Consider the following 25,408-nt stretch of genomic DNA (forward strand, 5'->3'; position numbering starts at 1 on the left):
GCAAACATCAGCAAACCCGACCGAAGGGGTCCGCTCGATCAACGGGTCGAAACAGGAACTCCCACGACCACCCCACGAGGGTCAGTGGCCACCCACCAAGACTTCTGGTGTCCGCAGAACCAGACTCTGCTGTCCGCCCAACAAGACTTTGACACGTCCGCCGTCACTCGCGATGCTGATTGCCCCACCCCAGGACACTACGACAGGACTCTGACACTGTTTGCGCCGTGTCGGGTAGTGGTCGCCTGCTTGACGGGTTTCGTAGGCGCAGGTTGGTGACGCGGCCTTCCGCCAGATGACGTAGCGGCGAGCCACGCTGGCCGAGGCTCTAGCATGAAGGAACGACCGCCGCCTTCCTCCCCGCCTCGGAGAACCAGGCGTTCGGGCGCAGGACGGGTGATCGTCCGGCGTCTTATCGCGGCGATCGTAGCTCTGAGCCGCGACCGGGGAGGCAAGCCAAGCGCTAGGCCTTGTCGATACTGCCGTTGGTGGCGTCACTGGGAGTAGGTAGGAAAACCAACTGGCTTGGGGCGGGCCACGCGGTCCCCGCACCGGCTTTCGCTCTTCCGCCATGTACCCCGTAACGGTGATTTGTGGGGTACCTCAGCAGAGATCGAAAGGTTCGCCGAGCAATGGGCCGCCTTCCCTGCCTGGCTGATCAGCGGCCACGGCCTAGGCAGAACACGCACGGACTGCCGCTGCGACGTTGGACGTTGGTATAGGTGACAGCGAGCACGGAACCGCAGCGTTGGCAGCTGCATTTCCATAGGACGTTTGCTCCGGGATAGGGCTCGAGCGGCTGGACTCCCTGAAGGAGCATCGCGGCCATCGCCTTCTCGGGGGATGGCAGCCGATAGCCCTCAGCAGCCGACCGCTGGGTCTTATTTGCCAGCGGAGCCATGCCGGTAGGGGCCGCTCGAAACACGGCGACCCCGAGTCGTCGGGCAGCACGAACGGCGTCAATCAGGTCGACCGAGAGCTGTTGGGGACGTCCGTCGTCTCGGATAAAGCGCGTGCAAAGGACGGGCCTAGCTACACCGTCCTCTACGCCCATGGTGAAGTCCAGCTGGAACTGCCGGGCGAGCTCAGCATCCGGCTGAGGTCGCCCCGGATATCTGCTTGGCTGTTGCAGACGGCCCAGACCGCGGCGGTAATCATCGAGGTGTTCCACGACGTTGCGAAGAAGCCGAGCGTCTGGCACGGCGGAGACGAAGTCTCGAATCGCGGCAAACACCCGCTTCCGGCTGTCCTCGTCAACACCCGCCGTCATGGCGATGCTGCGGACGGGCTCGGGCACCTTGCGCAACTCGATGACCAAGTGCTGCGCGTCAAGCTGCGGGTCTGTTGACGACAGGACGCGCCGTACTTGCTGGTCGAGCCATGCCTGGCAACGAAGCAACTCGCTAAGCCCGATACGCCAGGCTTCCGCGACAACCTGCTTCCGCTTGTCCTCCCGCTCGGACACTATCGTCGCCCCCTTCCGTCCCGCCCTGTTACGGACCTCTCAGGCTACGGGCCTGGAAGCATGCAGGTGTCAACACCTCGTGAAATGTGAACACGTCGCGCCTCGGGAAAATGACCCCCTGGTGTGGTTCGGGCTGTGTCTCTCCGATCTGTGGTCGAGGGGTTGTGGCATGCTGGCTTGATGATCGATCAGGCGCCGCCGCGCGACGAGGAGGTCCTTGGGGTCCTTCAGGGGCGTGACGGTGTGGCTTCGCGGGTCGTGCTGAGCAACGGCCAGAAGCTGGTTGTCTTCAACATCGCCTGGGGCTACGACCTGGGCGAGCGATACGCTCACGTAACTACGAACATCAGCCCAGGCGTTGACGGGGCGGCTGTCGATGTCTTCTCCACCATGCTGGTAGAGACGATCGTCGACCCCGGCGACGGTACTGTTCTGTATCAAGCGCCGTAGTGCTAGTCGCGTCCGGCACGATCCTTGGCGAGGAGTTCGCGGCGGGCCCGCGTGCGGTAGGAATCTCCGGTGAGGTTCAGGACCTCGGCGCGGTGGACCAGGCGGTCGATCATGGCGGCTGCGACGACGTCGTCGGAGAAGGTCTCTCCCCAGCGCCCGAAGGGCAAATTTGAGGTGACCATGACCGAGCCCTGCTCATATCGTGAGGCTATGAGCTGGAAGAACAGGTTCGCAGTGTCCGGATCGAACGGGATGTAGCCTACTTCGTCGATGATGATCAAGCGGTAGCGGCGGATCTTCTTCAGCTCCGCCTCCAACCGCCCCGCCTGGTGGGCGATCTGGAGCCGGGTGATCCAGTTGCTGGCGGTGTCGAACAGCACCGAGTAGCCGGCGTGCGCGGCCTTCACGCCCAGGCCGATGGCCAGGTGCGTCTTGCCCGAGCCCGGCGGACCGAGCAAGATCACGTTGTCTGCCTTGGCGACGAAGGTGCCGGTAGCCAGGTGCGCCAGCACGTCCCGGCGCAGCGAGGGCAGGTGGTCGAGGTTGAAGTCCTCGAGGGTCTTGATCGCCGGGAAGTGGGCCGTGCGGATCCGCATCACCGTGCCCTTTGACTCCCGGTCGGCGACCTGGCGCTGCAACAGCGCGGCGAGGTACTCCTCGTGGGACCAGTTCTGCTCCCGGGCCTGCTCGGCCAGCTCTTCCCAGAACGCGCCGATCGTCGGGGTCTTCAACACCCGCGTCAGATAGGCGATCATCGACGGCATGCCGTCCTTCGTCCCGGACGCCGTGCTGCCTGTCTTGGCCGTGGTCATTGGTTGCTCGCTTTCGTTGATGGGTTGAAGTCGACGCCGAACAGCGCGTCGTAGTCCGGCAGCGCCCGCAGCTGCACCGCGTGGCCGTCGGCGTGGTACCGGGTGGTTGCCGCCCGTCTGGCCCTGTCCTCGGCCAGCGCCGCGCGCATCGCCTTGGCGGTGGCGGCATGCGCCGGGTCGGTGACCACCGCGGCCTTGGCCCAGGACCGGTCGTGCCGGGCCACCGTCTGCCCGTCGCAGACCGCGGTGACGACGGTCGCCGACGCAGTGACGTCGACGAGCTTGCCGATGACCCGCGGGTCGATCGAGTAGTCGCAGGTATCGATGCGGACGTAGCAGTCCCGGCCCAGCCGGATCCTCTGGGTCAGCCCGACCTGCGGGTCGGCCGGCGGCAGCGGCACCATCGACAGCAGGTCGGTGGCCAGCAGATCCACCGGACGGCCGGCGATCGACCGGACGGTGCGGGCGTTAGCCTTCACCAGCCACCCGGCCAGCTGGTCGTTGAAGTCCGCCGGGGAGGCGAACCTGCGGCCGGGCAGGAAGCTGGTTTCCAGAAAGCCGTTGTTCCTCTCCACGAGGCCCTTGAACTCCGGGTCCCGCGGCGGAGCCAGCACGATCTTCGTGGCCAGGGTCCCGGCGAACGCCGCCGCCGGCACCGACACCTTCCCGGTCCCGCCGATCGCCGACTCCCGGTCCCAGACCAGGGACTTCGTCACCTTCCCGACCTCGGCGATCCCAGCCAAATCCCGGCCAGGATGTCCCCGGCCTGCCGCGAGGGGATCATCGTCGCGGTCATGAACCGGGAGAACCCGAGCGTCATCACCAGCACCGGCAGCACCCGCTCCTGGCCCGGCGCCACCGTCACCGGCGTCTCGGGGAACCACAGATCGCACTGCGTGACCTGGCCCGGTTCATAGGACACCCGGTCCACGGGGTCGATCCCGACATACTCCGGCCGGATCACGGCCAGCCGCTCGCGCAGCGGGTTCATCGAGTACGGCCAGCCGATCCGCTCGGCGATCACCGGTCCCGGCATCCGCGGCCACTCCTTGAGCAGCAGCCTGATCTGTGCCTCGTAATCGTCCACCACGCACCCGCGCGCCGCCCGCTCGTACTTCGGCGACCGATCGGAGTTCTACGCCGCCCGCACCGTGTTCCGCGCGACCCCCAGCCGCCTGGCTATCTCCTTGATGGGCACTCCCTCGGCTCGATACAGCCGGCGTATCTCTGCCCAGTCCTCCACGTTCAGCACCCTCCTAGCATTCAAGGGGTTAACTTTCAGAAGTTGCTAGGGGGTCAGTTTTACGGAGTTGGCGACAGCAGGTGGGCTATTCGGCATGGAAAGCAGGGGTTCCCGCGAAGTAAGAACCCGTGCTTGTCGGGGGCCGCTGATCAAGCCGCCTCGGGCGTCACGATTGGAAACCAGTTCACCCAGCTGTTGCTCCGCCCCTAACGTGCTCATGTGTCCGAAAACGCGGCAGGGCGAGCCTGGTTCTCCAGGCCCGCCCTCGTGCCAGCGGGGTGCGGCAACACGCCGCGAGGCAGTGTGCAGACGCGCCTGGGCCTCACCCGGTTGCGTCCGCGATCCACGCCCTCGAGAGGGTGGACCTGCACGGCAGCCAAGACTCATGAATCAGCGCCCTGAGCCGTCGTGCCAACTTAGTGTGCACCGTAGGGCCCGCTGGGGTCGAGGAGCGCCGGACAGCGACGGACAGTTTTCACGCCTCAAGCCCGGATTTTGACCCGACCGGTTTGGAGTGGATCTCTCGACTTTCGGCGTTTTCGCAGGCCTGATGGGGTCAGGCTGACAGGTCCAGTCCTGCTTGGGCCCATGCCTGCTGGACGGTCCGGATTTCGGCATCGGTGGGTCGAGCTGCGCGGATGGGTGAAAATCGGGCGGCGATGATCACGCGGCGGAGCTTGGCGGCCATGTCGGTGAACGCGGGCTCGGCCTTGGTGGTGTACCAGGGCTGGCGCTCGCGGCGGTCGGCGATGTCGGCGGGCTGGTGGCCGTGCAGCGTGTACCAGACCACGACGATCGTGTAGCAGTACAAGGCGAACGGGGTGGTGCGCTCGACGGCCTTGCGGGCGCGGTTGCGGGCTTGTCCTGCGCCGAGGTACTCCCGTGTCTCGGCGAAGGTCACTTCGATGGACCACCTCCACGCATATCTGGACACCAGTGCCGGGGCCTCGCCGACGAGGTCGGTGGTGACCAGGGCCAGATCGTAGGCGGTGTTGGTGGCATCGTCGCGGATCAGCACGACGCGGACGATCTGGGTGTGGAACGAGCCGTACCACAGGCACCGGATCTCGGCGATGTGCACGGTGTCGACGCGGCCGTATCGTCGGACCTGCACGGTTCGGAACTTCGCGGTCGCCGCGAGGTCGGCGGGCTTGCCCAGGCGGCTGCCTTTGAGCGCCGGCCTGCCGCGTTTGCCGGTCGGCGGCGGGGCCAGGTCGTAGAGCACGGCGGACGCCGGGAGCCGGGTGGTGACGGTGATCGGGCTTGGGAGGTGCCGCAGCGCCGGGCCGTGGTAGGCGGCGTCGGCCACGACGTGGATCCGCGCGTCGCGGTGCCACAAGGCGATCAGCTTGACCAGGGCGGCGGCGATGTCGACCTTGGACGTGTCGGTCTTCGGCCGCCAGCGCCTGGCGGCCACCGGCAGGCAGAACGGCCGGGAGCAGAACGGCAGCTCCACGATGATCCCCATCACCACGAAACAGACCCCGTACCCGACCGGCTTCTCGCTGCGCGAGGCCCCGTCGTGCTGCCAGCCCGCGCCGAACACCTTCTTGCCGCGCTTCTTGAACAGCGTGTCGTCGATTGCGACAGTCAGCGCCGCGCCGTCGGGCAGCAGCGTCCTGACGATCAGCCGCGACAGGCACATGCCCAGGGTGTCGCTGCTCCAGGAAGCGCGGGAGAAGAACGCATGCGCCCGGTCGTGCGACCAGCTCTGGGCCAGCCCGGCCGAGGTCAGCATCCCGGTCACCGTCCCCGCCCCGGTGTTCGCCACCAGACCGGTCACCAACGCGGTGAAGGTGGCGAAGCTTGGCGCGGTGAACACCCACCGCAGGTTCTGCAACACCGCTGCCCACGAGGCGGGTAGCGTCGGAGACGGAAGCATCGGCGGGCCCCTCTACGAGGTGAGCATCAACACCGCCGATGCTTCTCTCACGTCGGGAAACGCCAGTCGCCAACCACTGCAAACCGCCCGATCAGGCGCAACCGGTCACGACTGCGAAAACGTCGAAAGTCGAGGGGTCAAACGGCTGAACCCGAAGGCGGTTCCCGAAGGCCAAGGCGAGCTGTTCTCCGTCTGGCGCCACCATGCCTTCCTCACCGACGACACCCTGGTCATCGAACAGGCCGAGCCGCGCCACCGTCACCACGCCGTCGTGGAGCAGGTGTTCTCCGACCTGGAGAACGGGCCGTTGGCCCATCTGCCGTCCGGGCGCTTCAACGCCAACGCCGCATGGCTGGTCCTCGCAGCGGCCGCGTTCAACCTGATGCGCGCCGCCGGACGCATCGCCTCGCCGTTCCACGCCAAGGCCACCGGTGCCACGCTCCGCCGGACCCTGGTCAACGTCCCGGCCCGCATCGCCACCAGCGCCCGACGAATCCGCCTGCACCTACCCGAACACTGGCCCTGGGCCTGGGAGTTCGAACGCCTCATGACCCGCACCGGCCACCGACTAACCAGCTGACTAGAGCAAAACCCCACGTCAAACCACGAATCAGGACCCTCGGAACCCCCGCCACGGCCGGACAGCCGGACCTTCGGCATGCCCGGACCCCCCGAGATCGACCGAACCAGCAAGACCATCAGAACCCTGCACTCAAAGGAGTCTCATCCGTGGATCCAGGCTCAATCTGCCTTCATCCGGTGACGAACCACTAACACGGCATCGACCTCGACGAAGCTGTCTTGGCCGTCCCTCAATGGCCTCCAGCACGACCAATCAGTGCACTCAAGCGTGCTGCTTGGAATGATTGAAGCAGTCTTCTGAAAGACATCGACTACTGATGAGGAGAGACCAACTCCAAAACGATGCTTCCCACAGTAGAGTCGCTGTTCAGGAAGAGTCGGCCCCGCGCGAGCGGGGTAAACACCGGCCACGGGCAAATCCCCACTTGACCGGATAAGGTGCCGCTCGTGGAGGAGCCAGTATCCAAGGGAGGGAGTCGAGCGGGCCGCTGTCTTCAGTCCGCCTCCGCTACCATTCCGGAGGCCACCAGATCCTCGGTTGACCAGGGGCCGCCGCTGAAGAAGAGCGAGGGCTCGTAGTAAGCGACCGCCGCCTCCCGCCAATGCGGTTGGCCGGACTGCACGAAGCCTTGGCGACCGCCGCTCTCCAGGAGGTACACATCGATCGTATCGTCGGGCAGCCCGTGCTTGGCGATCACCTCGCGGAGCTCGTTGCCGCAGGCGGGCCGGATCACCAGCCCTTCCATCTCTGGGTAGACGAGCATCAGGCCGACATTACCGAAGTAGATCTCGACCCGAGTCGCCAGCCCGCCGTCCTGTTCGCTCGTGAACCGCATCGACCGATGGGTGAGCCCCTCGACGCTCTTCAGCCGGAAGTGGCGCTCCGACCGGAAAGCCTCCACAGGTTCCGCGCCCGTCATTTCTGGCCCGCAATCGTCATCAGGCTGTCCCAGTCCGGCGGAGGGATGAACTGGGGGCTATCGCCGCCGCCGAGGCCGCCGATCTCCAGACCGTTGGCGTACCAATGGATTTCGTTCCATTCGCGTTCTTCCCTGCGGGTGTTGAAACCCAACACGCTAATCTCCCAGTTCGTGCCTTCGCCCGAATTGGCGATCCCCTGAAAATCGGTCCCATATTGCTTGGTAACCGCCACGCCTCGCACGTACGCATTGTAGTACGCGAGCGAGAAGTTGGTGAGGCCGTCGATATGGGCCTTCAATGCGGTCTTCCGGTCGGCGGTCAAATCCCTTCGCGCGTCGACAAGGCCCTTGAGGTAGTCGCGGGTGGGGCCTTCTGTCGTCGAGTCGAGGCCTTTGAGTCCTCCCAGTTCGACGGCGAGCGGCACGTTGGGATCCTTGGTCACCTTGAGAACCGCGTCCATCCATTTCGGCATGCTCCCCAGGTTGTTGGGATCCACCGGGTCTCCCCAGGGCTTCCTGTTGTTGTAGGTCATCGCCGGCTCGCCCATGGCGTTCTTCTGCGCGGCCAGGGCATCGCCCTGCGCCCCCATCCCGAGCACGACCATGCAGCTGGTGGTGTCGGTGTTGTGGACCAGGACCGGCGAACCGCCGTGGCTCACGTAGTAGGTGTGCAAGCCGTCGATGGTCAGGTCGTACGTGACCATCGATCCGGTGTAGTCGGAAACGGACTGCACGGTCGCTGTAGAGCCGTCGGCGGACTGAAGCCGATCTCCGGCCCTGAGCTTTCCAGCGGGAACGAAACCGCCGGCGGTGTAGTCGTAGTAGGGATGGTTCTGGGTACCGGTGATGACCTGTGTGCCGGCCGACGTGTTAATCGTGAGATCGGTGTAGTCGGTGTCCGCCGTGGTCCTGTGGACCAGGCCGACCCGGTGTTGCTGGCGATCCGCGACACCGGCGGCGGAGTTTGCGACCAGGTCGTCGACCCGCACGTCCTGGATCGGCTCGTTCGAGCCGTCGGCCATGAGCACGTCCGTGCCCGCGGCGAAGCTGTGGCCGCACGCCGCGAACTGCTGCTGGACCTCCTCGGCGACCTTCGCCTCGATCTTGGCCGCGAGCTGGTCATCGGTCTCCGCCAAGGCGGCGTCGCCACCGAGGACGTCCCCCGCGGCCTCGCCAGCGATCGGCCCCGCCATGATCGCGGCGGACTCCGCAGCCATCATCGCGAAGAGGGTGTCGGTGGTGCCGCTCAGCATGTAGTCCGCCGCCGCGGCACACAACCCGCCAACCGCTGGGACCTCGCACAAGACCACGCCACCATAGACGGTGCCAGCCGTGGCCACCACCATGCCGAACAGGGTCCACTTGGCGTGGTTCACGGCCTTGTTGAAGGCCTTGCAGTCCGGGGTGCCCGAGTTCGCCTGGCAGAACGTCTCGGGGTCGTTGGCCATCTGGATGATCTGCGGGTCGTCGAGGTACATACCCTGCGCGCCGGGCCAGGACAGCACCAGGCGACGAGCCTTGAGCTGCTCAAGGATCGCCTCGTGCAGGGTCGCGTTCGACTGTGCGTAGGTGTCGTCCTGCGTCGCCGTGTTCTTAGCCGCTTGGTCGGCGGCCGCCTTGGCCGCCGCATCGGCGTCCGCGCGTGCCTTCGCGTCCGCGTCGGCTGCGGCTTGCTGTGCGGCGGCGGCGTCCGAATTGGCGGTGGTCGCGGCTGCCGCGGCGGTGTCGGCTGATTTCTGGGCGGCGGCCGCCGAGTCCTTGGCCCCGGCGGCTTCGGTGGCGGCGTCGTTCGCCGCGGTGTGAGCGGCGGCGGCGTCTTTTTCGGCGGCGGTCGCGGAGCCGCTGGCGGCGGAGGCGTCTGCCGAGGCCGTGTCCGCGGCCGTGTGGGCGCTGGCGGCGTCGGCCGCCGCCTGGCTGGCCGCCTGGGTCGCGGCGGCGTCCGCGGACTGCGTCGCCGCTGAGTCTGTGGCGGCGGCCAGGGCGGACTGCCGTGCACTGTTGGCGGACTGTTGCGCGGTCACCGCGTCCTGGGCGGCTTGCGAGGCGGCGGTGGCCGCGGCCTTGGCGTCGCCGTTCGCTTGGTCCGCCAGTGCCTTCGCGGCGGCGGCGGCCTTGGCAGCCTCGTCGGACGCTGCCTGCGCGGCAGTGTCCTGTTGCTGGCTCAGGGTCTTGGAGTCTTGTCCGATCAGTACCGCGAGTCCGGCAGCGGCATCGGTTTCCTGATAGGGGGCGCCGAACTGGACCGCCTTGTTGCGCGCATCCACTGTCTTGGACGCGGAGTCGCGTGCGGCGAGAGCCGCAGCAGCTGCTGCCTGCGCGAAACCGGCGGTCTTGATCGCGCCGGCAGCGGCCTGGTTCGCCTCGGAGCGCGCGGTGTCCGCGTCGGCCTGGGACTTGGCGGCCGCAGATGAGGCGTTGTTCGCGTCGTTCTGCGCGTTGGTGGCGTTCTGCGCCGCCTGGCTCGCGGCATTGATGGCGTCCGCGGCGGCGGCGTGCGCGGTAAGCGCGGCGGCCGCGGCGGCATCTCGTGCCGCATCGGCGCCTGCGGCGTCGGAGTTGGCCTTGGCCGCCGCCGACGAGGCACGAGTGGCATCGGCACGCGCGGTCACCGCGGCCTGTGCGGCGTTGTCCGACGCGGTCTGAGCCGCCGCGGCGGCTTTGGCGGCCTGGGTGGCCGCCGCGTTCGCCTTGTTCGCCTGATCCTGCGCCAAACCCGCGGCCTTGGTGCCGACCGCCGCGGCGGCGGTTGCGTTCGCAGCTTGAGCGTGCGCGTCCGCCGCGTCCTTCGCATTGGCGGCGTTGACCGCGGCGTCGCGGGCGGTGGCTGCCTGGGACTCGGCGGCGACGGCGGCGTCAGCCTTCGACTTCGCCTGGGCGGCGGCCTGGTCGGCGACACCGTGTGCGTTCGCCGCATTGGTCTTTTGAGTCTCCGCCTCGCCTTCGTTCTGAGCAGCGATGCCCTGCTGCTTGGTGGCGTCGGCCTTAGCCTGGTCGGCAACGGCCTGTTGAGCCTGAGCGTCCTTCCGCTTCCCCGCTGCGATCGCGCCTTGAGACGCGGCAACAGCCTGCGCCTTCTCAGCAGTCGACCGATCGTTGTGCGCGCGGGTCGCCTGCGCAGCGGCTTGCGTCGCCTGGTCGGCCGCGGCCAATGCCGCCTTGTGCGCCTGGTCGGCGGCGTCTTGGGCGGCGGTCCGGGCGAACTGCGCCTGGAGCGCGTGGGCCTGGGTGTCGGCCAGCGACCACAGCGCGGCGGCATCGGAGACGCCGGCCTGGGTGGCGTGCAGCGCGGTCTCGGTGGCCAAAGCAGCAGCCTGGGAAGCAGCGGCGGAGGCCTTGGTGACCTGGCCGGACTGCTGGGCGTAGGACAGGCCGCGGCCGTAGGGGGTGCCGTTGGTCTTGGCGATATCGCCTGCGGCGGCCTCGTCGGTGGTGACCTTGCCGGCTTGTGTCTGGGCGTCGGTCGAGGCGGCGTTGGCGATGTCCAGCTGGGCCTTGATCCGGTTTTGTAGATCGACCAGGTTGGCGGCGGCCTTGTCCTTCAAGGCCGGGTCCAGGCCGTAGAACTGGTAGTCGGCCGGACGCGCGGACCAGTAACGCTGCCAGTCCAGGAACTGCTGGCCGGCCCACGCCAAGGTCATCGCCTGGTCCATCGCGTCGGCGGCCTTGTGCAGGTCCGCCGAGGCGGCGATCGAGGCGGTGGTGATGTCGTTGCGCTGCGGGGCGACGGCGTCGAGTTCGGTCTGCCACTCGGCGGTGGCCTGGGCCTCGACGCCGGTCAAGACGTGGTGTGGATCCCAGGGATTGGTGGCCACACAGCCGGACCAGCGGGCTTTGAGGTCCTCGACCTCGGTGCGGAACTCCATGGTGCCGGAAGCCGGGGCGGTCTGGATGTAGCCGCCGTGGGTCAGATAGGACGCCACGTCATAGCTGATGTCCCGCTTGCCCAACTGGTCACGGGAGATCACGCCGCCGACGCTCGTCACCGGGGACTTGTCGGCCGGGTCGCTGCTCGCGGTCCCGATGGCGACGGCCCGGTCGATCTCGGCCTGCGTGGGTTGGCCGGCCGCGGTCAGGGCCTGGAAGTGGGCGGCGGAGTCGGCTTCGTTGGCGCGCAGGGGCCGTTGGTCGTCGCTGTAGTTCGGGACGTTGTAGTAGTCGCTGGGCATCCCGAAGAAGAACGGGTCCATCATGTCGCGCAGCGGCTGGACCACCGCGGCGTCGGTGTGCGCCGTGGCCCAGGTGTCGAACGCCGCCCGGTCGGTCTGCTCGGCGTTGGTGAAATTGCTGTTGTCGTGGTCGTACCAGCCGACGTTGGACACCGCCCGCCGGTCGGCTTCGGTGCCGGCGAACGCCGTCGCGATGGCGTTCTGCACGTTGGTGCCGCCAGCGTGCAGGTTCCCGGCCAGGTCGCACCAGTCCTCGCGGACCTGGACCCCGACCGGCGAGGAGACGGTCCAGTTGTTCGCGTCCGTAGATGCCGCCGCGTTCGCGGCTGCCGTCTCCCGGTCCTTCTCGTCCTTGATCGCCTGGGTGAGCGCGGCGTCGGAGGCATCGGCCGCCTTCTGCGCATCGGCGACGGCGGTGGCCGCCGAGTTCGCCGCGGCGTCCGCAGCAGCTCGGGCCTGATCGGCAGCCTTCTTCAACGCGTCGGCGTCGTTGTGGGCGCTGACGGCGTTGGTGTGTGCGAGGGTTGCGTCCTTCTCCGCATCCGTGGCGGCCTGGTTGGCGCTGTTCGAGCTGGCCGTCGCGGCGGCCGACGCGGCATCGGCGGCCTGGGCGTCGGTCAGGGCCTGAGCCGCCGAGACGGCCGCGGCGTCATCGGCGGTCTTCGCCGCTGCGGCCTCGGTGGCCACATCGGCGGCAGACTTGCGGGCCGCGACCGACGACGCCGTCGCGGACGCGGAATCGGCAGCGGCTGCGGACGCGGAGTTGGCCGAGTCCTTCGCATCCCCGCTGGCCTGGTCGGCCAGCGCCTTGGCATCGGCTGCCGCCTTGGCTGCCGCGTCCGAGGCGGCCTGGGCGGTCGCCGACTGCGCCTGGCTCAGGGTTTGTGAGTTGTCGGCGACGACGCCGGCGAGGCCAGCGGTGGTGTCGGTCTGCCGATAGGGCGCGCCCAGGGCCAGTGATTGTGCGGCGGCGGTGTTGGCACCGGAGGCGGCATCGCGTGCGGCCAGGGCCGACGACGCGGCGGCCTGGGCCTGGCCGGCGGCTGTGGTGGCTGCTGCGACAGCGGTGTCGGCGTCCTTTTTCGCGGCGTCCGCGGAGCCCTTGGCCTGGGCGGCTGCGACCGCGGCCGCGTCGGCGTCGGTCTGGGCCTGGACGGCGTCGCGGGCCGCGGCGACGGCGGTGGCGTCGGCGTCAGCGGCGGCGGCGTGCGCGTCCCAGGCAGCGGCCTGCGACTTCGCTGCGGCCGTGTGTGCGTCAGCGGTGGCCGCCTGCGCCTTCGTCGCGTCCGCGGCGGCGGTCGTGGCGGCGGCCCGGGCCGTGACGGCCGCGGCACTGGCTTGGTCCGCTGCCTTGCTGGCGGTGTCGGCCGCTGTGGCAGCGCTCGCCGCGGCGGCGTCGGCCGCATCAGCGGCCTTCTTCGCATCGGCGGCTGCCGCTGTGCCCACGGCGGCAGCCGCAGCCGCATCGGCGGACTTGGCGCGCGCCGCCGTGACGTCCTTCAACGACTGGGCGGTCACCGAATCGGCTCGTGCCCGGGCTGCTTGTGTCTCCGCGTCGGCTGCGGTGGTCGCCTTCGTCTTCAGTGTTGCGACAGCGGCAGCAGAGGTCTTGTCCGCCGCGGCGGTCGCCTGCTGCTGAGTACTCGCATCGCTCTGTGCCTTCGCCGCAGTGGCGCGCTGGGTCTGGGCGGTGGCCGCGGCGGCATCGGCCCGGGATCGGGCATCCTCAGCCGCGGCCCGCTTCGTCTTGGCCAGCGTGGCCTGCGCAGCGGCGTCGGCCTGGGCCTTCTCGGCGACACCGCGCGCGGCGTGGGCGTCAGCGACCTTGTCCTGGGCCTGCTTCGCCCGATCGGCGGCATCGGCAGCGGCCTTGTGCGCCTGGTCAGCAGCCTCGGCAGCTTCGGCCTTGCGGAACTGCGCGTCCAGCGCCGCGGACTGAGCCTGCATCTTCGACCACGCGGCGGCAGCATCCGCGGCGGAGGCCCCGACCGCCGACTGAGCGGTCTGCACGGTCAGCACCGCGGCGTCCACCGCTGCCGAGGATGCCTTGGCGACCTGCGCCGCCTGCTGCGCGTAGAGCAGGCCACGGCCATAGGGCGCGCCCTCGGCCTTGGCGATGCCGGCTGCCGCGCCCTGATCCGCATTGATCTTCGCGACCTGCGTGTGGGCATCCGCGGCGGCGGCGTTCGCGATGTCGAGCTGGGCCTGGATGTGGCTCTTCACATCGGCCATGTCCTGCTTGACCCGGGCGATGTCCGCACTCTGGTCCGCCGACAGATCGGCCTGGTCCCAGCGGGCCTCGGCACGCTGTGCCTCGGCCAGACGCTGCCCGGTCCAGGACTCCCACATCGCCTCGATCATCGCGTCCGAAACCTTGTTCAGGTCGGCGCCGGCGGCCAGGAAGGCGCCGACGATGTCGTCGCGCTGGCCGGCCTGCGAGGCCAGTTCCGCCTGCCATTCGGCGGAGGCGGCCTCGACCTCCGGCCGCAGGACGTCGTAGGCGTCGATCGGGTTGGAGGCATCGCACGCGCCCCAGCGCGTCTTGAGGTTCTCCACGTCGGTGCGGAACTCGATCGTGCCGGGTGCCGGGACGTTCGCGGCCGTCACCGGGCCCTCGCGGGTGATGAAGTCCGCGACGTCGAAGGCATCGGTCCCCGGTGACACCTGGATCGTGGGATCGGCAGCCGCAATGGCCTTGGCCCGGTCCAGTGCGGCCTGATCCGCCTGGGGCGGCGTGCTGTCGTCGGGGTAGCCCGACTGGCTGTGGAACTTCCACGCGTCGCTGGAGAAGTCCGGTATCAGCAACCAGCCGAGCGCGCCGACCGCTGGATCGATGTCCTGGTCGGTCGGCTGGTAGTCGACGCTTGTGAGGACGGACCGGTGCGCATTCCAGCTGTCCTGCGTCTTCGCGACCCAGGCCTTGAAGGCATCCGAGTCCTGCTGGGACGCGGTACCCAGCTCCGGACCGTCGAAGTGAGGGCGCTCCACACCGATGTTGGCCGCACGATCGGCGTCGGACCCGGCAAGCAGCGGCTTGAGCGCGGCCTGCTGGACCGGTTGCAGAACGAACAGGTAGTTGCCGAAGTGACACAGGTCGTGCCGACCCTGCACGCCCCAATCGGAGGAGTAGATCCATCCCGAATTGGTGGCCGTGCTCCAGTGATTGGCGTCGTATCCATCCGCCACCGGCGACGGTGACTGATCCGCCACCATCGTCGCCGACGACAGCCCGGCCGCCATGGCCGCCACCAACGCACCGGTCACGACGACCGGCACCCCACCCCGAAGACGCTTCGTCGCAGCACGACGAAGCCCCGCCCATGAAGGCACGCTTCCACCGCTCCCCATCGATGTGAAGGGACGAGCAGCGCCCGACGCCACCCGCCAACGCGACACGAGGGCTCCTCATGACCGCGCTGCGCAAGGCTGTCAGAATGTTGATCAACTTCGCTAGACCGTTCGAATATGACCTAGGGCACACCTTGCTACAGAGTTGTACCCCGAGCATGCCGAGACATCGGTCTATGCAGGCCAGACGATCAGCTGCGTTCCCGTCGCGGTCGGATGGTGCAGGAGCGTTCGAGGACTACGGCGATGCCCGAGAGCTCCTTAAGTCCGGCACTGATCTTGTACCGTGCCAGAGCTGGCGAATACGTGCTCTGCCCAGCTGATTCACTAATCCGGTCAGGCGGCTCTCGAGTTTCGCCGTTCTGGCAGGCCTGACGTAGTCAGGCTGCTGTGTCGAGTCCTGCTTGGGCCCAGGCGTGCTGGACCGCGCGGATTTCGGCATCGGTGGGTCGGACCTGGTCGTTGGCCATAAATCGGGCGGCGATGATGACGCGGCGGAGCTTGGCGAGCATGCCGGAGAAGGCCGGGTCGGTCTTGGCGGTGTACCAGGGCCGGGCGGCGCGGTGGTCGGCGGCGTCGTTCCGGTGGTGGCCGTGCAGCGCGTACCAGACGACGGTGATCGAGTAGCAGTAGAGGCCGAACGGGACGGTGCGGCGCACGGCGTTCTCGGCGCGGTTGCGGGCCTGGCCGACGCCCAGCAGGTCGCGGGCCTCCGCGAACGTGACCTCGATGGACCAGCGCCGGGCGTATCTCCTGATCAGGTCCGCCGCGGTGGCGGCAAGGTCGGTGGTGACCAGGGCCAGGTCATAGCCGGTATCGGTGGCGTCGTCCCGGAGCAGGATCACGTGCACGGTCTGGGTGTGGAAGGAGCCGTACCACAGGCAGGTGCGCTCGGCGAGATGCACGGTGTCGGTGCGGCCGTAGCGTTTGACCTGCGCGGTGTTGAACGTCGCGGTGGCGGCCAGCTCGGCCGGGGCGCCGAGGCGGTCACCTTTGAGCCGCGGCCGGCCGCGTCTGCCGGTGGGTGCCGGTGCGAGGTCGTAGAGCACGGCGTTGGCCGGCAGCCTGGTGGTGACGGTGATCCGCTCGGGGAGGTGCCGCAGGGCTTTGCCGTGGTAGGCGGCATCGGCGACCACGTGTAGCGGCCGGTTCAGGCACACCGCCAGCAGACGGACCATGGAGGCGGCCAGCTCGACCTTGGACGCGCCGGTCTTGGGCCGCCACAGCCGGGCCATCACCGGCAGGCACACCGGCCGGGTGAGAAACGGCAGCTCGACGATGATCCCGACCACCACGAAGCAGGTCCCGCGGCCGACCGGCTTGTCGCCGACCGCCGCGCCGTCGTGCTGCCACGCGCCCCCGAAGACCTTCTTGCCGCGCCGTTTGAACAGCGTGTCGTCCACCGCCACCGTGACCGCCGTGCCGTCGGCGGGCAGCAGGGTTCTGACGATCAGGTGGGCCAGCACGATCCCCAGGATCTCGGCGTTCCACGCCGAGCGGGAGAAGAAGCTGTGCGCCCGGTCGTGCGACCAGCTCCGGGCCAGCCCGGCCCCGGTAAGCATCCCGGTCACCGTGCCCTTGCCGGTCTGCGCGACCAGCCCCGTGACCAGCGCGGTGAACGTCGCGAAACTGGGCGCGGTGAACACCCGCAGGTTCTCCAGCACCGCCAACAGCGATGCGGGTACGGTCAATTCTGGAAGCATCGGCGGATCCCCTCCCGCAGGCGACAGACACCGCCGATGCTTCTCCGCCGCGCCGGGCGATCAGCCTGCGGATCCGGCAAACCGCCGGATCGGGCGACTTGGCGCGGCTACCGGCGGGCCCGGAACAGACGCCGCCGCGGCTGCTCGGGGAAGGCGACGGCATAGTGGAAGCCGTCGTCGCCGACCGCACGTCGCAGCGTCCGCACGATCGCCTCGGGATCGTCGTAGGGCCCGTTGACATAGAAGGGCTTGCCGTCCTTGCCGAAGCCGATCGGGCACGGCCCGACCGGCTCACCGAGCACCGCGGCGGCCGCATCGAAATCCGCCTCGGCCTCGAACCCGAGCCCGCGGGCGTAGTCGGCGGCGCCGAACACCAGGGCCCGGGCAACCTCGGCGGGCACCGGCACATATCCCTCGAAGGCGCTGAAGTAGGCGTGCCGGTGCTCGGCCAGCTGCGACGCGGTCATCGGCTCCGGTGGCAGCGCGTTCTTCACCCCCAAGCACCATACATCCAGCAGGAACCCGGCGACCTGCGCCTTGGCCGAGCGAAGGCTGTCCGCCGCGACGAGCACGGCAATCAAGCCACGCACCTCCTCGGCATCGGAAGCCCCGGGGTCCAAGCCCGCCCACCGCGGCGCACCTTCCAGATCCACGCTGCGGCTCCAGCCAGCATTCACCCAGCAACGCGGCTCACCGCTGGATACCGGCACGGCGGCATTGAGCACACCGACTACCTCCGCGACGCCCACCCCGAGCGTCCTGGCGATCGCCTTCGCCGCCTGACCCCGCTGATGCAGGTTCCGCACCTGCTCTACAAGCCGCTCATCCACAGTCTCACCCTATGGCCGCAGCCAGGGCCGCCGGACCCAAACGCCAGCAGTCACACCCGCCAGAGCGATCCTGCGAAATCAGCGAAACTCGAGATACACCAGAAGCACCGCTAAACCGTGGTCTTGGGCTGGTCCGGATGGGACTCGACATTCGAACGCCCCGCCAATGAAAACGGCCCTGACCTGCGAGGTCAGGGCCGCTACCATATGTTCGAGGAGTTTGTCAAACTCCTGATTGTGGAGCCAAGGGGACTCGAACCCCTAACCCCCTGCTTGCAAAGCTAGTGCGTTGATCGCCTGACCTGCTGCCGGGCTTCGGACTGCCGAAGTTTTCCGTCCATTTTCCGTGGAGGGGTCTTCCGCCGCGAGAGCGCGGACCGTGACCGCCCTGATCCACATCTCCCAAACAGCAGTGTCCCACGGCCCCGCCCGGTATCCATCCGGGCGGGGCCGTGGCGTATCCGCACGCACTCCGCCGGCTCGCTCGGGCCCTGCGGTCATCCATAAGGGGACTTCTCCATGCAGCACCACCCGATAGGCAGCTTCGACTGGAAGCGCATCGTCAAGCGCGCCGAGCTGCCGCGCACCACCAAGCTCTTCGCAGGGTTCATGGGCGACTTCGCCAACGCCGACGGCACCGGCATCCGGCCCGGCGTCGAGCTGCTGGCGAAGATGGGCGGGGTGTCCACCAGGACGGTGAAGACCCACCTGAAGGTGCTGCGGGAGCTGGGGCTGATCGAGAAGACCAAGCACTCCCGCGCCCTCGGCATGGCCGACGAGTACCGGCTTACCGTGCCCGGCCCGGACCGCGCCCCCGTTCCGATGCGTCTGGATCCTGACTACGTCCGCATCGAGATGCCCGCGCCCGTCGCCCAGGGACTCTCCGATGTTGTGGATAACACGTTCGATTCTGTGGACGCAGCTGTGGATGAGGCTGTGGACAACCGTTCGAGTGGGCCGCTCCGGGGAGACGTCTACGTGAAGCTGGACGCAGCTCTAAGTGAAGCTGGACGTCGTTCTAGGGGAAGCGGGCTTCACCCCTCTATCCAGACCAACCACTACCAACCATCTACTGGGTCACCTCAGGTGGGTACCTCACTTGACGCTGTGCACACCACCGATCAAGGCGAGCCGGTGGCGAGGGTTGGGTTCGAACCGAGCGCCGAGGAGTACACCGCGGCCTACGAGATCCTGATCCTGCTGCCGGACACCGAGCCGCTCAACACCGTGGCGATCGCCGAGCTGCACGCCGTCGGGATCGCCGACCCCACGGCCCGGCAGATCGCGGTGCGCGCCGCCGACATCGCCACCCGGCCGACGGTCCCGGACGAGCAGCGGGCCCCGGTGCCGCGGAGCACGGCCGCCGAGCGGGAGGAGACTGATGCCCCGGACCGCTGCCGTTGACCGGCCCGACTTCCCCACCTGGCGCGCCTCTGTCTCCGAGGCCCCGGGGTTCCGCGGCAGGTTGGAACCCCGGGGTTCTAGTAGACGGAGGCGGTGGACCGTACCACGGCGTCGCAGGGCAATGATTTGTGTCAGTAGCCTGCGGGATGCTGGCCTGCGTGGGGTACACACTCGATCCGGCGGAGGTGCCGCCGCACACATCCGCGAAGGCATGGGCACGGTTCTGCGCCAAGACTGTAGTCACCACCAGCCACGTCATATGGACCGGCGCGCTGTCCAAGGGGTACGGCACGTTCCACGATCCTGAGTTTCAGGACCTGGATCTGGAGCTGCCCAGCCACGGCGCGACGGTGACCGCGACACGCTGGCTCTGGTCCGCCTACCACGGCCCGATCGACCTGGACATGCGGATGATGCACGCCTGCAACCTGCCGATCTGCGTAAGACTGGCGTCCTTGGAGCCGGGGCACCAGCAGTGGAACATACAGGACGCCGCCAACCAGGACCGGCTCGCCCGGCGCCATGGTCACGTCCGTGTCGACAAGGCAGATATCCGCGGCGCTGAGGAGCAGTCCCGGGCGATCCGCTTCGCCGTGAAGCAGGCCGTACGGGCCGGGGTCACCGACCCGGGCCTGCTCGATCGGATAGTCCAAGATGTGATGGCCGAGGGTGACCCGGACCGGCTGTCTGCGCAGGCACCGCTGTTCCGGCTCGCCGACCTGCCCGCCCCGGCTCGCCAGGCGCAACGACGCCGCTTCCCCCAGGCTGATGCCGCCTAGGGCGGGCCGTGGCTGCTATGAACTTGCTTGCTGAATCAGGCTTCTGGCCTGGTCGCCGTATACGGACGCCTGCGCGTAGGTGTCGAACATGCCCAGGTACATGGCCACCTCCGGTGCGTCGGTGATCTGGTACGTGACGGCCATGGTCTCGATCGACACGGTCGAGTCGTCGACGATATCGATGTGGCTCATCGGTGACGCCATCACTCGGGCCCGTATCGGCAGGATGCCGAGACGGACGTTGGGCTTGTCGGCTAGGACGAGCAAGTGCTCCAGCTGCTCGGTCATCACGTCGGAGTCGGCGGTGGCCCCGTACAGGACGTGCTCGGCGATGATGGCGTGGAAGGACCGGTCTGTATCGTCGATAAGTTGTCTGCGGGCCATGCGCAAGTCGACGGTCTGGGCCACGGTGTCGGGTAGGTCCAGCAGGTCGCGAGCTTCGGTGAGTCGCGTCGTCGCGTAGGCGTGGGTCTGGTACTTGCCGGGGATCACCGCCGGGGCGAAGTTCTTGAAAATGTGACCGGCGGTCTCCTCGTCGAGGAGCTTCTGTTGCGTAGGGGCCGTGCCGTCGGTCATGGTCGCCATGTGCCGGTTGTACTCGATGCCCATGGTGTTCGAGCCCTTCGTGATCAGTAGGTCGTCGGGGGACGGAGGTCAAACAGACCGCGGTTAAACGCCGCGACTGCGGACAGCAGCTGGGTCAACCGTTGTGGGCCGACAGTCGCCAACGCCCACAGGGCGCTGATCCTGCGGGCAGAGGCCCAGATTTCACCGGTCGATTCCGCCGGTGTGCGGAACGGGATGACTCCGATGTTCCGGCTGGTGAAGTACTCGGGTTCGAGGTAGCTCATCCCGCCGGTGCCACACAGGTAGGTGGTGGCGCCGACCAATCCGGCGAGGTCCCCGAGCCGTTCGGATCTGCCGTTCCCGGAGGGCAGGTCGCTGCTCAGCATGGTCTGTCCGGACCAACACAACTCGTCCAGGAGCGCCGTGGTGGAAGCTTCGGCAACGGCGCCGATCCGGCCGGTAGCGTCGAAGGCGGTTAGGGTCGCATCGACGACGCGGGCGACGGCAGGCCAATAGCGGCTGTGCCGGTAGTACTGCTCGATGAGTAGCGCGAGCCGACGGCGGCTCCGCTCGGGCTCGGCTACCAGGGCCTCCCCGATCACGGTCGCCCGACCGGCGGGCAGGTGGGCAGCGAGCGAGAGCCACTGAGTGCAGGCGGGGTCGCCGAGTTGCCCGAGGCGCGCACGGTGTTGGTAGTCACGGCGGGTGAACTGGACGTCGTCCAGCACGATCCGAACGTCCGCGGCGTACAGCTTGGCCAAGGTGGACAACCGCGGGAACAGATTCGGCTGATGGATCGCGACCGCCGCGGACGACGGGCGAGGGTCAGGACTTGGGCAGGACGCTGTCGTAGCCGGCGACGATGAGACGTTTGAGTGCGGCATGGACTTCCTCCGGGACGACTTGCTCGATCATGTAGCCGTACTTGGGGTACTCGATGATCCGCTGGAGGTCGCCGACCATGTCGCAGATGACGTGGCGCGGGTCGGCGGAAGATGAGAGGTAGTCGGCGAAGGTGATCGGCTGGGATGCGCATACGACCTCGACCTCGGGCCACTGGGCCCGGCACGTGGCGAACGCGCGCCGTTCCATGAATGGCATCGCGATGAGCGTCACCGAGGTCGGCACGATGCCAGCCTGGATGAGGAGTTGCCGGGACAGAGTGATGTTTGCGCCACTGTTGGTGGCCTTGTCCTCGATCATCATCGCCGACTGCGGTACGCCGGCCTGCATCGCGGCGGTGTGGAAGGCGACGGCCTCGCCCTGCGGGAAGACGTCGATGGTGTAGTCGTTGGTGGCGCCGGTGAACACGATCAGCGGGAACCAGCCTTGGTGGTACAGCGTGGCCGCGTGACGGGCGGCGCCAAGGTCGTAGCTGCCCAGGACGATCGCTGCCTCGGTGTTCCGTGGTTCGTGACCGAGCCGGTGGTAGTCCCACAGGGTCTGGGCGTCCCGGCGGTGTTCGTCGGTGATGTCCTGCGCGGTCACGCACGCTCCTTGCTTGACGAGGCGGTGCCCGCGGCCGGTGCCGCGAGCAGGTTGCGGATCTTGCCGATGCTGCGGATCTGGTGTCCGAGGTTGGCCCCGGCAGCCACCTTCTCGGCGTGTTCCAGCCGAACCACGCCCTCGTCCTGGGTGGCGGGGTCGGTCAGGAGGATGTGGCCGGTGGCTGTGGTCAGCTGTACCCGCTGAAGCGGGGAGTGGGCGCGGCCGGTTGAGTGGGCGAGCTCGATATGCCGCAACGCGCCCGTCAAGTTTCCAGTTCCGCGATGCGCAAGGGCGATCTTCTGCTGAGCGCTGGACCAGTCGTCGGGTTCGCCGAGGGTTTCGAACATCCGGGCCGCGGCGACCATGACGCTGATCGCCTCCTCGTGCTGGTCCTGCTTGCTCAGTGCGGTGCCCACCCAAAGCGCAGCGCGGGCCCGGTCGCGGGCACTGAGCCGACTGTCCACAGCGAGTTGGTCATACTGGCGGCCGGCTGAGACAGCATCGCCGGACATCTCCGCGACCACTGCCAGCGACAGCTCGATCTGTGCAACGCGGCGCGGAATCCCCAGCTGGGTGAACACGTCGCGGGCAGTGCGGTAGGTGGACTCTGCCGACTGTGGGCCCAACAGCGCACCCTGGTCGCAGTGGAAGTCACCGAGCAGTGTCAGCGACCTGCCGTACAGATAAAGCCCGCGGTCGTCGAGTTCAGCAGGGTCCAGCGGCGCCAGCCACCGGTCCAGCAGCTCGCCGGCGGAGGTGAAGTTCTGCCAGCTCAAGGCGATGATCGCACGGTCCAGGTCTTCGGCCCACGCCTCATAGTCCAGGTCGGCCGCCCGCCGCGCAGGTTGGTCCGTCTCAGCCTCTGCACGGCGCAGCTCGGACACGATGGTGTCGAATAGCAGCCGCACATCTGGCGGCGCCTTGGCCAGGACCGCATCCAGAATCGCTTGGGTATCGGGATAAGGCGTCGTGGCGGCCAGAAGCTTGTCCCACTTGCTGACCGTACGGGGCGCGACCGCGCAGCGGGTGGCGAACCGGCGGACGCTGTCTCGGTGTGCTTTGCGCAGCGCGTGGGCCTCAAGGCCCGTCCATACCCGTACGTAGATCACGGCGCGCCCCTCCCTTCGACAGCCATCGAATCATGATCCCTACCCAGCATGAACCGAAAGTGCGACGGAAGTGCTACAGCCAGTCATTCCCGGAGCGTACCCACCCGGTCCACGCTGGAAGACATGGCGCTCAACGCACCGACCGCTGGTCGCCTCTCTTTCCACACGTAAGCGAGGAGGTACAAATGGCGAGGATTACCGAGCGCCAGCCCGTGGGCAGCCCCGTCGTCTTCGGCTACCTGCGCGGGCCAGCCACCGGGGATCGCCGGGACCTGGCTCTATCAGCGGCGATCAAGGCCTACTGCGACCAGCATGAGCTATTCCTCGGCGGAGTCTTCACCGAACGGGTGGGCGTCGGGGACTTGAACGACTCGGTGTTCGCCAACCTGATCGCCGAGCTGCGGGTCATGCAGCCGTACGGAGTTGTCCTGCCGTCACGCAGCCACCTCGGCCCGCCAAACGTTGCGGTCAGCCGTGAGGAACAGATCTCGACCTGCGGAGCACTGCTGATAGCGGTCCGCTGAGTTCTAACACGGGCCAGACCACAGGGGATTGTCTAACCCCGCGCACACCGAAGCCGACGCAATGATCCCCGCTGCGTAAAAGCAGGCCGCGCCCAGCCGTTCCACACACGCCCGCAGCTTGATGGCTAACGCCGATCCCAGGAGGTTACCGGAGATGAAGGCCATCACCTCCTCCGGCGCAGCCCCCGTGACCTGTTCGACTTCGCTCGTGCCGATGTTGGTCACCTTAGGCGGTCACCAGCGGCCACTGCGGGGCGATAGGCGTGGGCTCGCGCGCTCAGGGCGCTGTCACATCCGGCCCCGGGCCAGTGGCCCGTACGGCGTCCATGATCGTGTCGTGCCACTGCTGCGACGACATGGCGACCGCAGCATCGGCAAGGCGCTCGGCAGCCTTCGTGCGCAGCTTTTGGCGGCTGGATTCGATCCAGCGGGTGACGTTGCTGTACCCGGTGTCGCGGTATTCGATCGCCTGGAACAGGCAGTCGAGCTTGTCTGCGTCGTGGGCACAGTCGACTTCCAGACTGTCACTGTTCTCGTAGTCGTGGATCAGGTTGCGGACCTGGTCGACGAGTACAGCAGGCAGGCCGGCGGTCTGGTCCTCGGCGATCTTCTCGTTGCTGGCGGCGTCGAGGTAGCGGCGGCCCATGTGTGGGATGTCGCCGACCCGGGTCTCGCCAGTGTCGTGCCAGACCGCCAGGAAGGTAGAGCGCGCCGGATCGGCGCCTTCCATGCCGGCGAGCAGTCCGGCGATGATCGCGGTACGGAACGAGTGTTCGGCGACGCTCTCGGGGTCTTTGACGCCGCACAGCCACCAGCCGGTGCGCTTGGACAGTTTGAGCAGCCCAGTCTCGTAGATCAGTTGGGCGGTGGCTTCGATCTCGTTGTCGTCCACGGACAGCCTTTCTTACCTGGTGTGCAGCCGGAGCGCGTAGCGGATCTCGTCCAGGGCTCGGCGTGCGGTTGGGGACATACTGCCACTGTCAGCGAGCTGTTCGACGGCGGCTGTGAGTGCGGCGGTCAGTGTCCGGTCTTCATCCAGCAGGCGGGGCCTGGCAGCCAGCAGTGTTCTCAAGGTGGTTATGCCGAGGTCGGCGACGCCGGCTTCGGCATGGAGGCGGCCAGCGAGGTGTCGCAGTATCTTGTCTCCCCGCCACGGGCCGAGCCTGATGGGCATGAAGTCGTCGTCGCGCTCGATGGTGCCGGTCTCGCCCACCCAGTAGGCCCAGTAGTTCAGGTCGGCAATCTGGCCGGGTTCATCGGCGAGGCCGTGCTGGACGAAGTCGATGAGGGTGCTGGGGTCGCCGTACCGGACCAGGGAGGCCGCCAGTGTGCGGGCCACCGGCCAGGCGGAGGTCCAGCCGGATCTGGTGCGTGGAAGCCGGCGGAACTGATCCGTCATCCATGCTTGAGCGTCACTGCGGCGGTCGTAGCTTTGCAGGTAGAGCGCTTGCCGGTGCAGGAGACGGTCTCCGCTGTTGGCGTTCGCCTCGGCGACACGTCGAAGGTGGTCGAACACCTGGTCTCGCTCGACGGCACCCAAGTCGGGGCGCCCGGCGACCGGGCCACGCCGTGCAGGAACGACCGCGGGAAGCCCGGCTGGTGTGCGACCACTGAGCGGCCAGGCGACCAATTCTACGACGTCGCGGCGATGGACGTAGGCACCCAGTGGATGCGCATCGCCGGGTTCATAGGCCGCTGCGGCAGAGCGAGCATGGTCGAGCAGTTGGTCGGCCTCGATCGCGACGTCGAGCATCCGCACAAGCTGCGACGAGGCCCCGACACGGATCAGCATCGCCTTGATGGTGACGAACTGGCCGGCCTTGACCGCCGACAACGGCCGACGTCCGGTCTCCCATCCGGCGACGGCGTCAGACGAGACCGCCAGGAGTTCGGCAAGTCGCTCCTGGCTGCACCCACCCGCCACGGACTCGCGTGCGAGCCGGAGCATGTAGCCGACGATCAAGGCCTGACGTGGGAGGCGCCCGGAACCCCGACCACCGGTCAGGGTTGTCGGTGCCTGCTCGTCCAAATCCGCTCCCCAGCTTCGCCAACGCGTACTGCCGGTCACTGTCTGGTCACCGACACGTCTTCTAGCTTCGTATATACGGCTTTGGCGAGTCAATGTGCTGAGTCGTT

General features: G+C 67.9%; 17 protein-coding genes and 2 pseudogenes. 5 read left to right on the forward strand and 14 right to left on the reverse strand.

The features are described 5' to 3' along the window. Nucleotides 1–658: 658 nt before the first annotated feature. Entirely contained in the window at nt 659–1,465 is an 807-nt protein-coding gene (locus KGQ19_RS04545) for a hypothetical protein (RefSeq protein ID WP_212007783.1), read from the reverse strand. Nucleotides 1,466–1,645: 180 nt separating this feature from the next. On the opposite strand from KGQ19_RS04545, the gene KGQ19_RS04550 reads away from it, so the two are divergent. Beyond that, nucleotides 1,646–1,915 (forward strand): hypothetical protein, encoded by a 270-nt coding sequence (locus KGQ19_RS04550; RefSeq protein WP_212007784.1) that lies wholly within the window; start codon nt 1,646–1,648, stop codon nt 1,913–1,915. A 2-nt stretch (nt 1,916–1,917) separates the two neighbouring features. On the opposite strand, the gene istB is transcribed toward KGQ19_RS04550, so the two are convergent. The 3 genes and pseudogenes from istB to KGQ19_RS04565 all read right to left on the reverse strand — a co-directional run bounded on the left by istB (nt 1,918) and on the right by KGQ19_RS04565 (nt 5,852). Further along, nucleotides 1,918–2,727, reverse strand: a complete 810-nt coding sequence (istB, locus tag KGQ19_RS04555) for an IS21-like element helper ATPase IstB (protein WP_212007785.1) — start codon at nt 2,725–2,727, stop codon at nt 1,918–1,920. Continuing rightward, nucleotides 2,724–3,979: pseudogene (gene istA / locus KGQ19_RS04560) on the reverse strand (IS21 family transposase). Before istA ends, istB begins: the two are co-directional and overlap by 4 nt. A 547-nt stretch (nt 3,980–4,526) precedes the next feature. After that, a complete protein-coding gene (locus KGQ19_RS04565) occupies nt 4,527–5,852 on the reverse strand; it encodes an IS701 family transposase (protein WP_212007786.1) in 1,326 nt (441 codons plus the stop codon). Nucleotides 5,853–5,982: 130 nt separating this feature from the next. Between KGQ19_RS04565 and KGQ19_RS04570 the strand changes: the two are divergent. Next, nucleotides 5,983–6,432, forward strand: a pseudogene (locus tag KGQ19_RS04570) (transposase); the annotation flags it as partial. 496 nt (nt 6,433–6,928) lie between these two features. Here KGQ19_RS04570 and KGQ19_RS04575 read toward each other — a convergent pair. The 4 genes from KGQ19_RS04575 to KGQ19_RS04590 form a co-directional block, all read right to left on the reverse strand. Next, entirely contained in the window at nt 6,929–7,354 is a 426-nt protein-coding gene (locus tag KGQ19_RS04575) for a hypothetical protein (protein ID WP_194927088.1), read from the reverse strand. Beyond that, a complete protein-coding gene (locus KGQ19_RS04580) occupies nt 7,351–14,784 on the reverse strand; it encodes a polymorphic toxin-type HINT domain-containing protein (RefSeq protein WP_212007788.1) in 7,434 nt (2,477 codons plus the stop codon). Before KGQ19_RS04580 ends, KGQ19_RS04575 begins: the two co-directional genes overlap by 4 nt. Nucleotides 14,785–15,248: 464 nt before the next feature. Then, the gene (locus tag KGQ19_RS04585; protein WP_212007789.1) at nt 15,249–16,559 is read right to left on the reverse strand and encodes an IS701 family transposase; all 1,311 of its coding nucleotides are present in this window, start codon (nt 16,557–16,559) and stop codon (nt 15,249–15,251) included. A gap of 119 nt (nt 16,560–16,678) precedes the next feature. Next, nucleotides 16,679–17,401, reverse strand: coding sequence for a hypothetical protein (locus KGQ19_RS04590; protein WP_212007790.1), 723 nt, complete (start codon nt 17,399–17,401; stop codon nt 16,679–16,681). Between the two features lie 519 nt (nt 17,402–17,920). Between KGQ19_RS04590 and KGQ19_RS04595 the strand changes: the two genes are divergently transcribed. Next, nucleotides 17,921–18,805: a helix-turn-helix domain-containing protein gene (locus tag KGQ19_RS04595; RefSeq protein WP_212007791.1), complete on the forward strand. Its 885-nt coding sequence runs from the start codon at nt 17,921–17,923 to the stop codon at nt 18,803–18,805. Between the two features lie 158 nt (nt 18,806–18,963). Continuing rightward, nucleotides 18,964–19,584, forward strand: coding sequence for a hypothetical protein (locus KGQ19_RS04600; protein WP_212007792.1), 621 nt, complete (start codon nt 18,964–18,966; stop codon nt 19,582–19,584). Nucleotides 19,585–19,599: 15 nt separating this feature from the next. Here the strand turns inward: KGQ19_RS04600 and KGQ19_RS04605 are convergent, their stop codons facing one another. Genes KGQ19_RS04605 through KGQ19_RS51715 form a run of 4 tightly spaced genes read right to left on the reverse strand, consistent with a single transcriptional unit; the run spans nt 19,600 to nt 22,748 of the window. Further along, nucleotides 19,600–20,169, reverse strand: a complete 570-nt coding sequence (locus KGQ19_RS04605; RefSeq protein WP_212007793.1) for a DUF5753 domain-containing protein — start codon at nt 20,167–20,169, stop codon at nt 19,600–19,602. A gap of 44 nt (nt 20,170–20,213) precedes the next feature. Next, nucleotides 20,214–21,035 (reverse strand): WbqC family protein, encoded by an 822-nt coding sequence (locus tag KGQ19_RS04610; protein WP_230421597.1) that lies wholly within the window; start codon nt 21,033–21,035, stop codon nt 20,214–20,216. After that, nucleotides 20,977–21,639: a YdcF family protein gene (locus KGQ19_RS51710; protein WP_212007795.1), complete on the reverse strand. Its 663-nt coding sequence runs from the start codon at nt 21,637–21,639 to the stop codon at nt 20,977–20,979. The genes KGQ19_RS04610 and KGQ19_RS51710 overlap by 59 nt, the downstream gene beginning before the upstream one ends. Then, nucleotides 21,636–22,748 (reverse strand): hypothetical protein, encoded by a 1,113-nt coding sequence (locus tag KGQ19_RS51715; RefSeq protein WP_212007796.1) that lies wholly within the window; start codon nt 22,746–22,748, stop codon nt 21,636–21,638. Before KGQ19_RS51715 ends, KGQ19_RS51710 begins: the two co-directional genes overlap by 4 nt. A gap of 185 nt (nt 22,749–22,933) precedes the next feature. Here KGQ19_RS51715 and KGQ19_RS04625 point away from each other — a divergent pair, with 185 nt between their 5' ends. Then, nucleotides 22,934–23,272 (forward strand): hypothetical protein, encoded by a 339-nt coding sequence (locus KGQ19_RS04625; RefSeq protein WP_212007797.1) that lies wholly within the window; start codon nt 22,934–22,936, stop codon nt 23,270–23,272. 277 nt (nt 23,273–23,549) lie between these two features. Here the strand turns inward: KGQ19_RS04625 and KGQ19_RS04630 are convergent, their stop codons facing one another. Next, entirely contained in the window at nt 23,550–24,164 is a 615-nt protein-coding gene (locus tag KGQ19_RS04630) for an HD domain-containing protein (RefSeq protein ID WP_212007798.1), read from the reverse strand. Nucleotides 24,165–24,176: 12 nt separating this feature from the next. Next, nucleotides 24,177–25,301: a helix-turn-helix domain-containing protein gene (locus tag KGQ19_RS04635; protein ID WP_212007799.1), complete on the reverse strand. Its 1,125-nt coding sequence runs from the start codon at nt 25,299–25,301 to the stop codon at nt 24,177–24,179. Between the last annotated feature and the right edge of the window lie 107 nt (nt 25,302–25,408).

The organism is Catenulispora pinistramenti (assembly GCF_018274385.1).
In the GTDB taxonomy this organism is placed as follows: domain Bacteria; phylum Actinomycetota; class Actinomycetes; order Streptomycetales; family Catenulisporaceae; genus Catenulispora; species Catenulispora pinistramenti.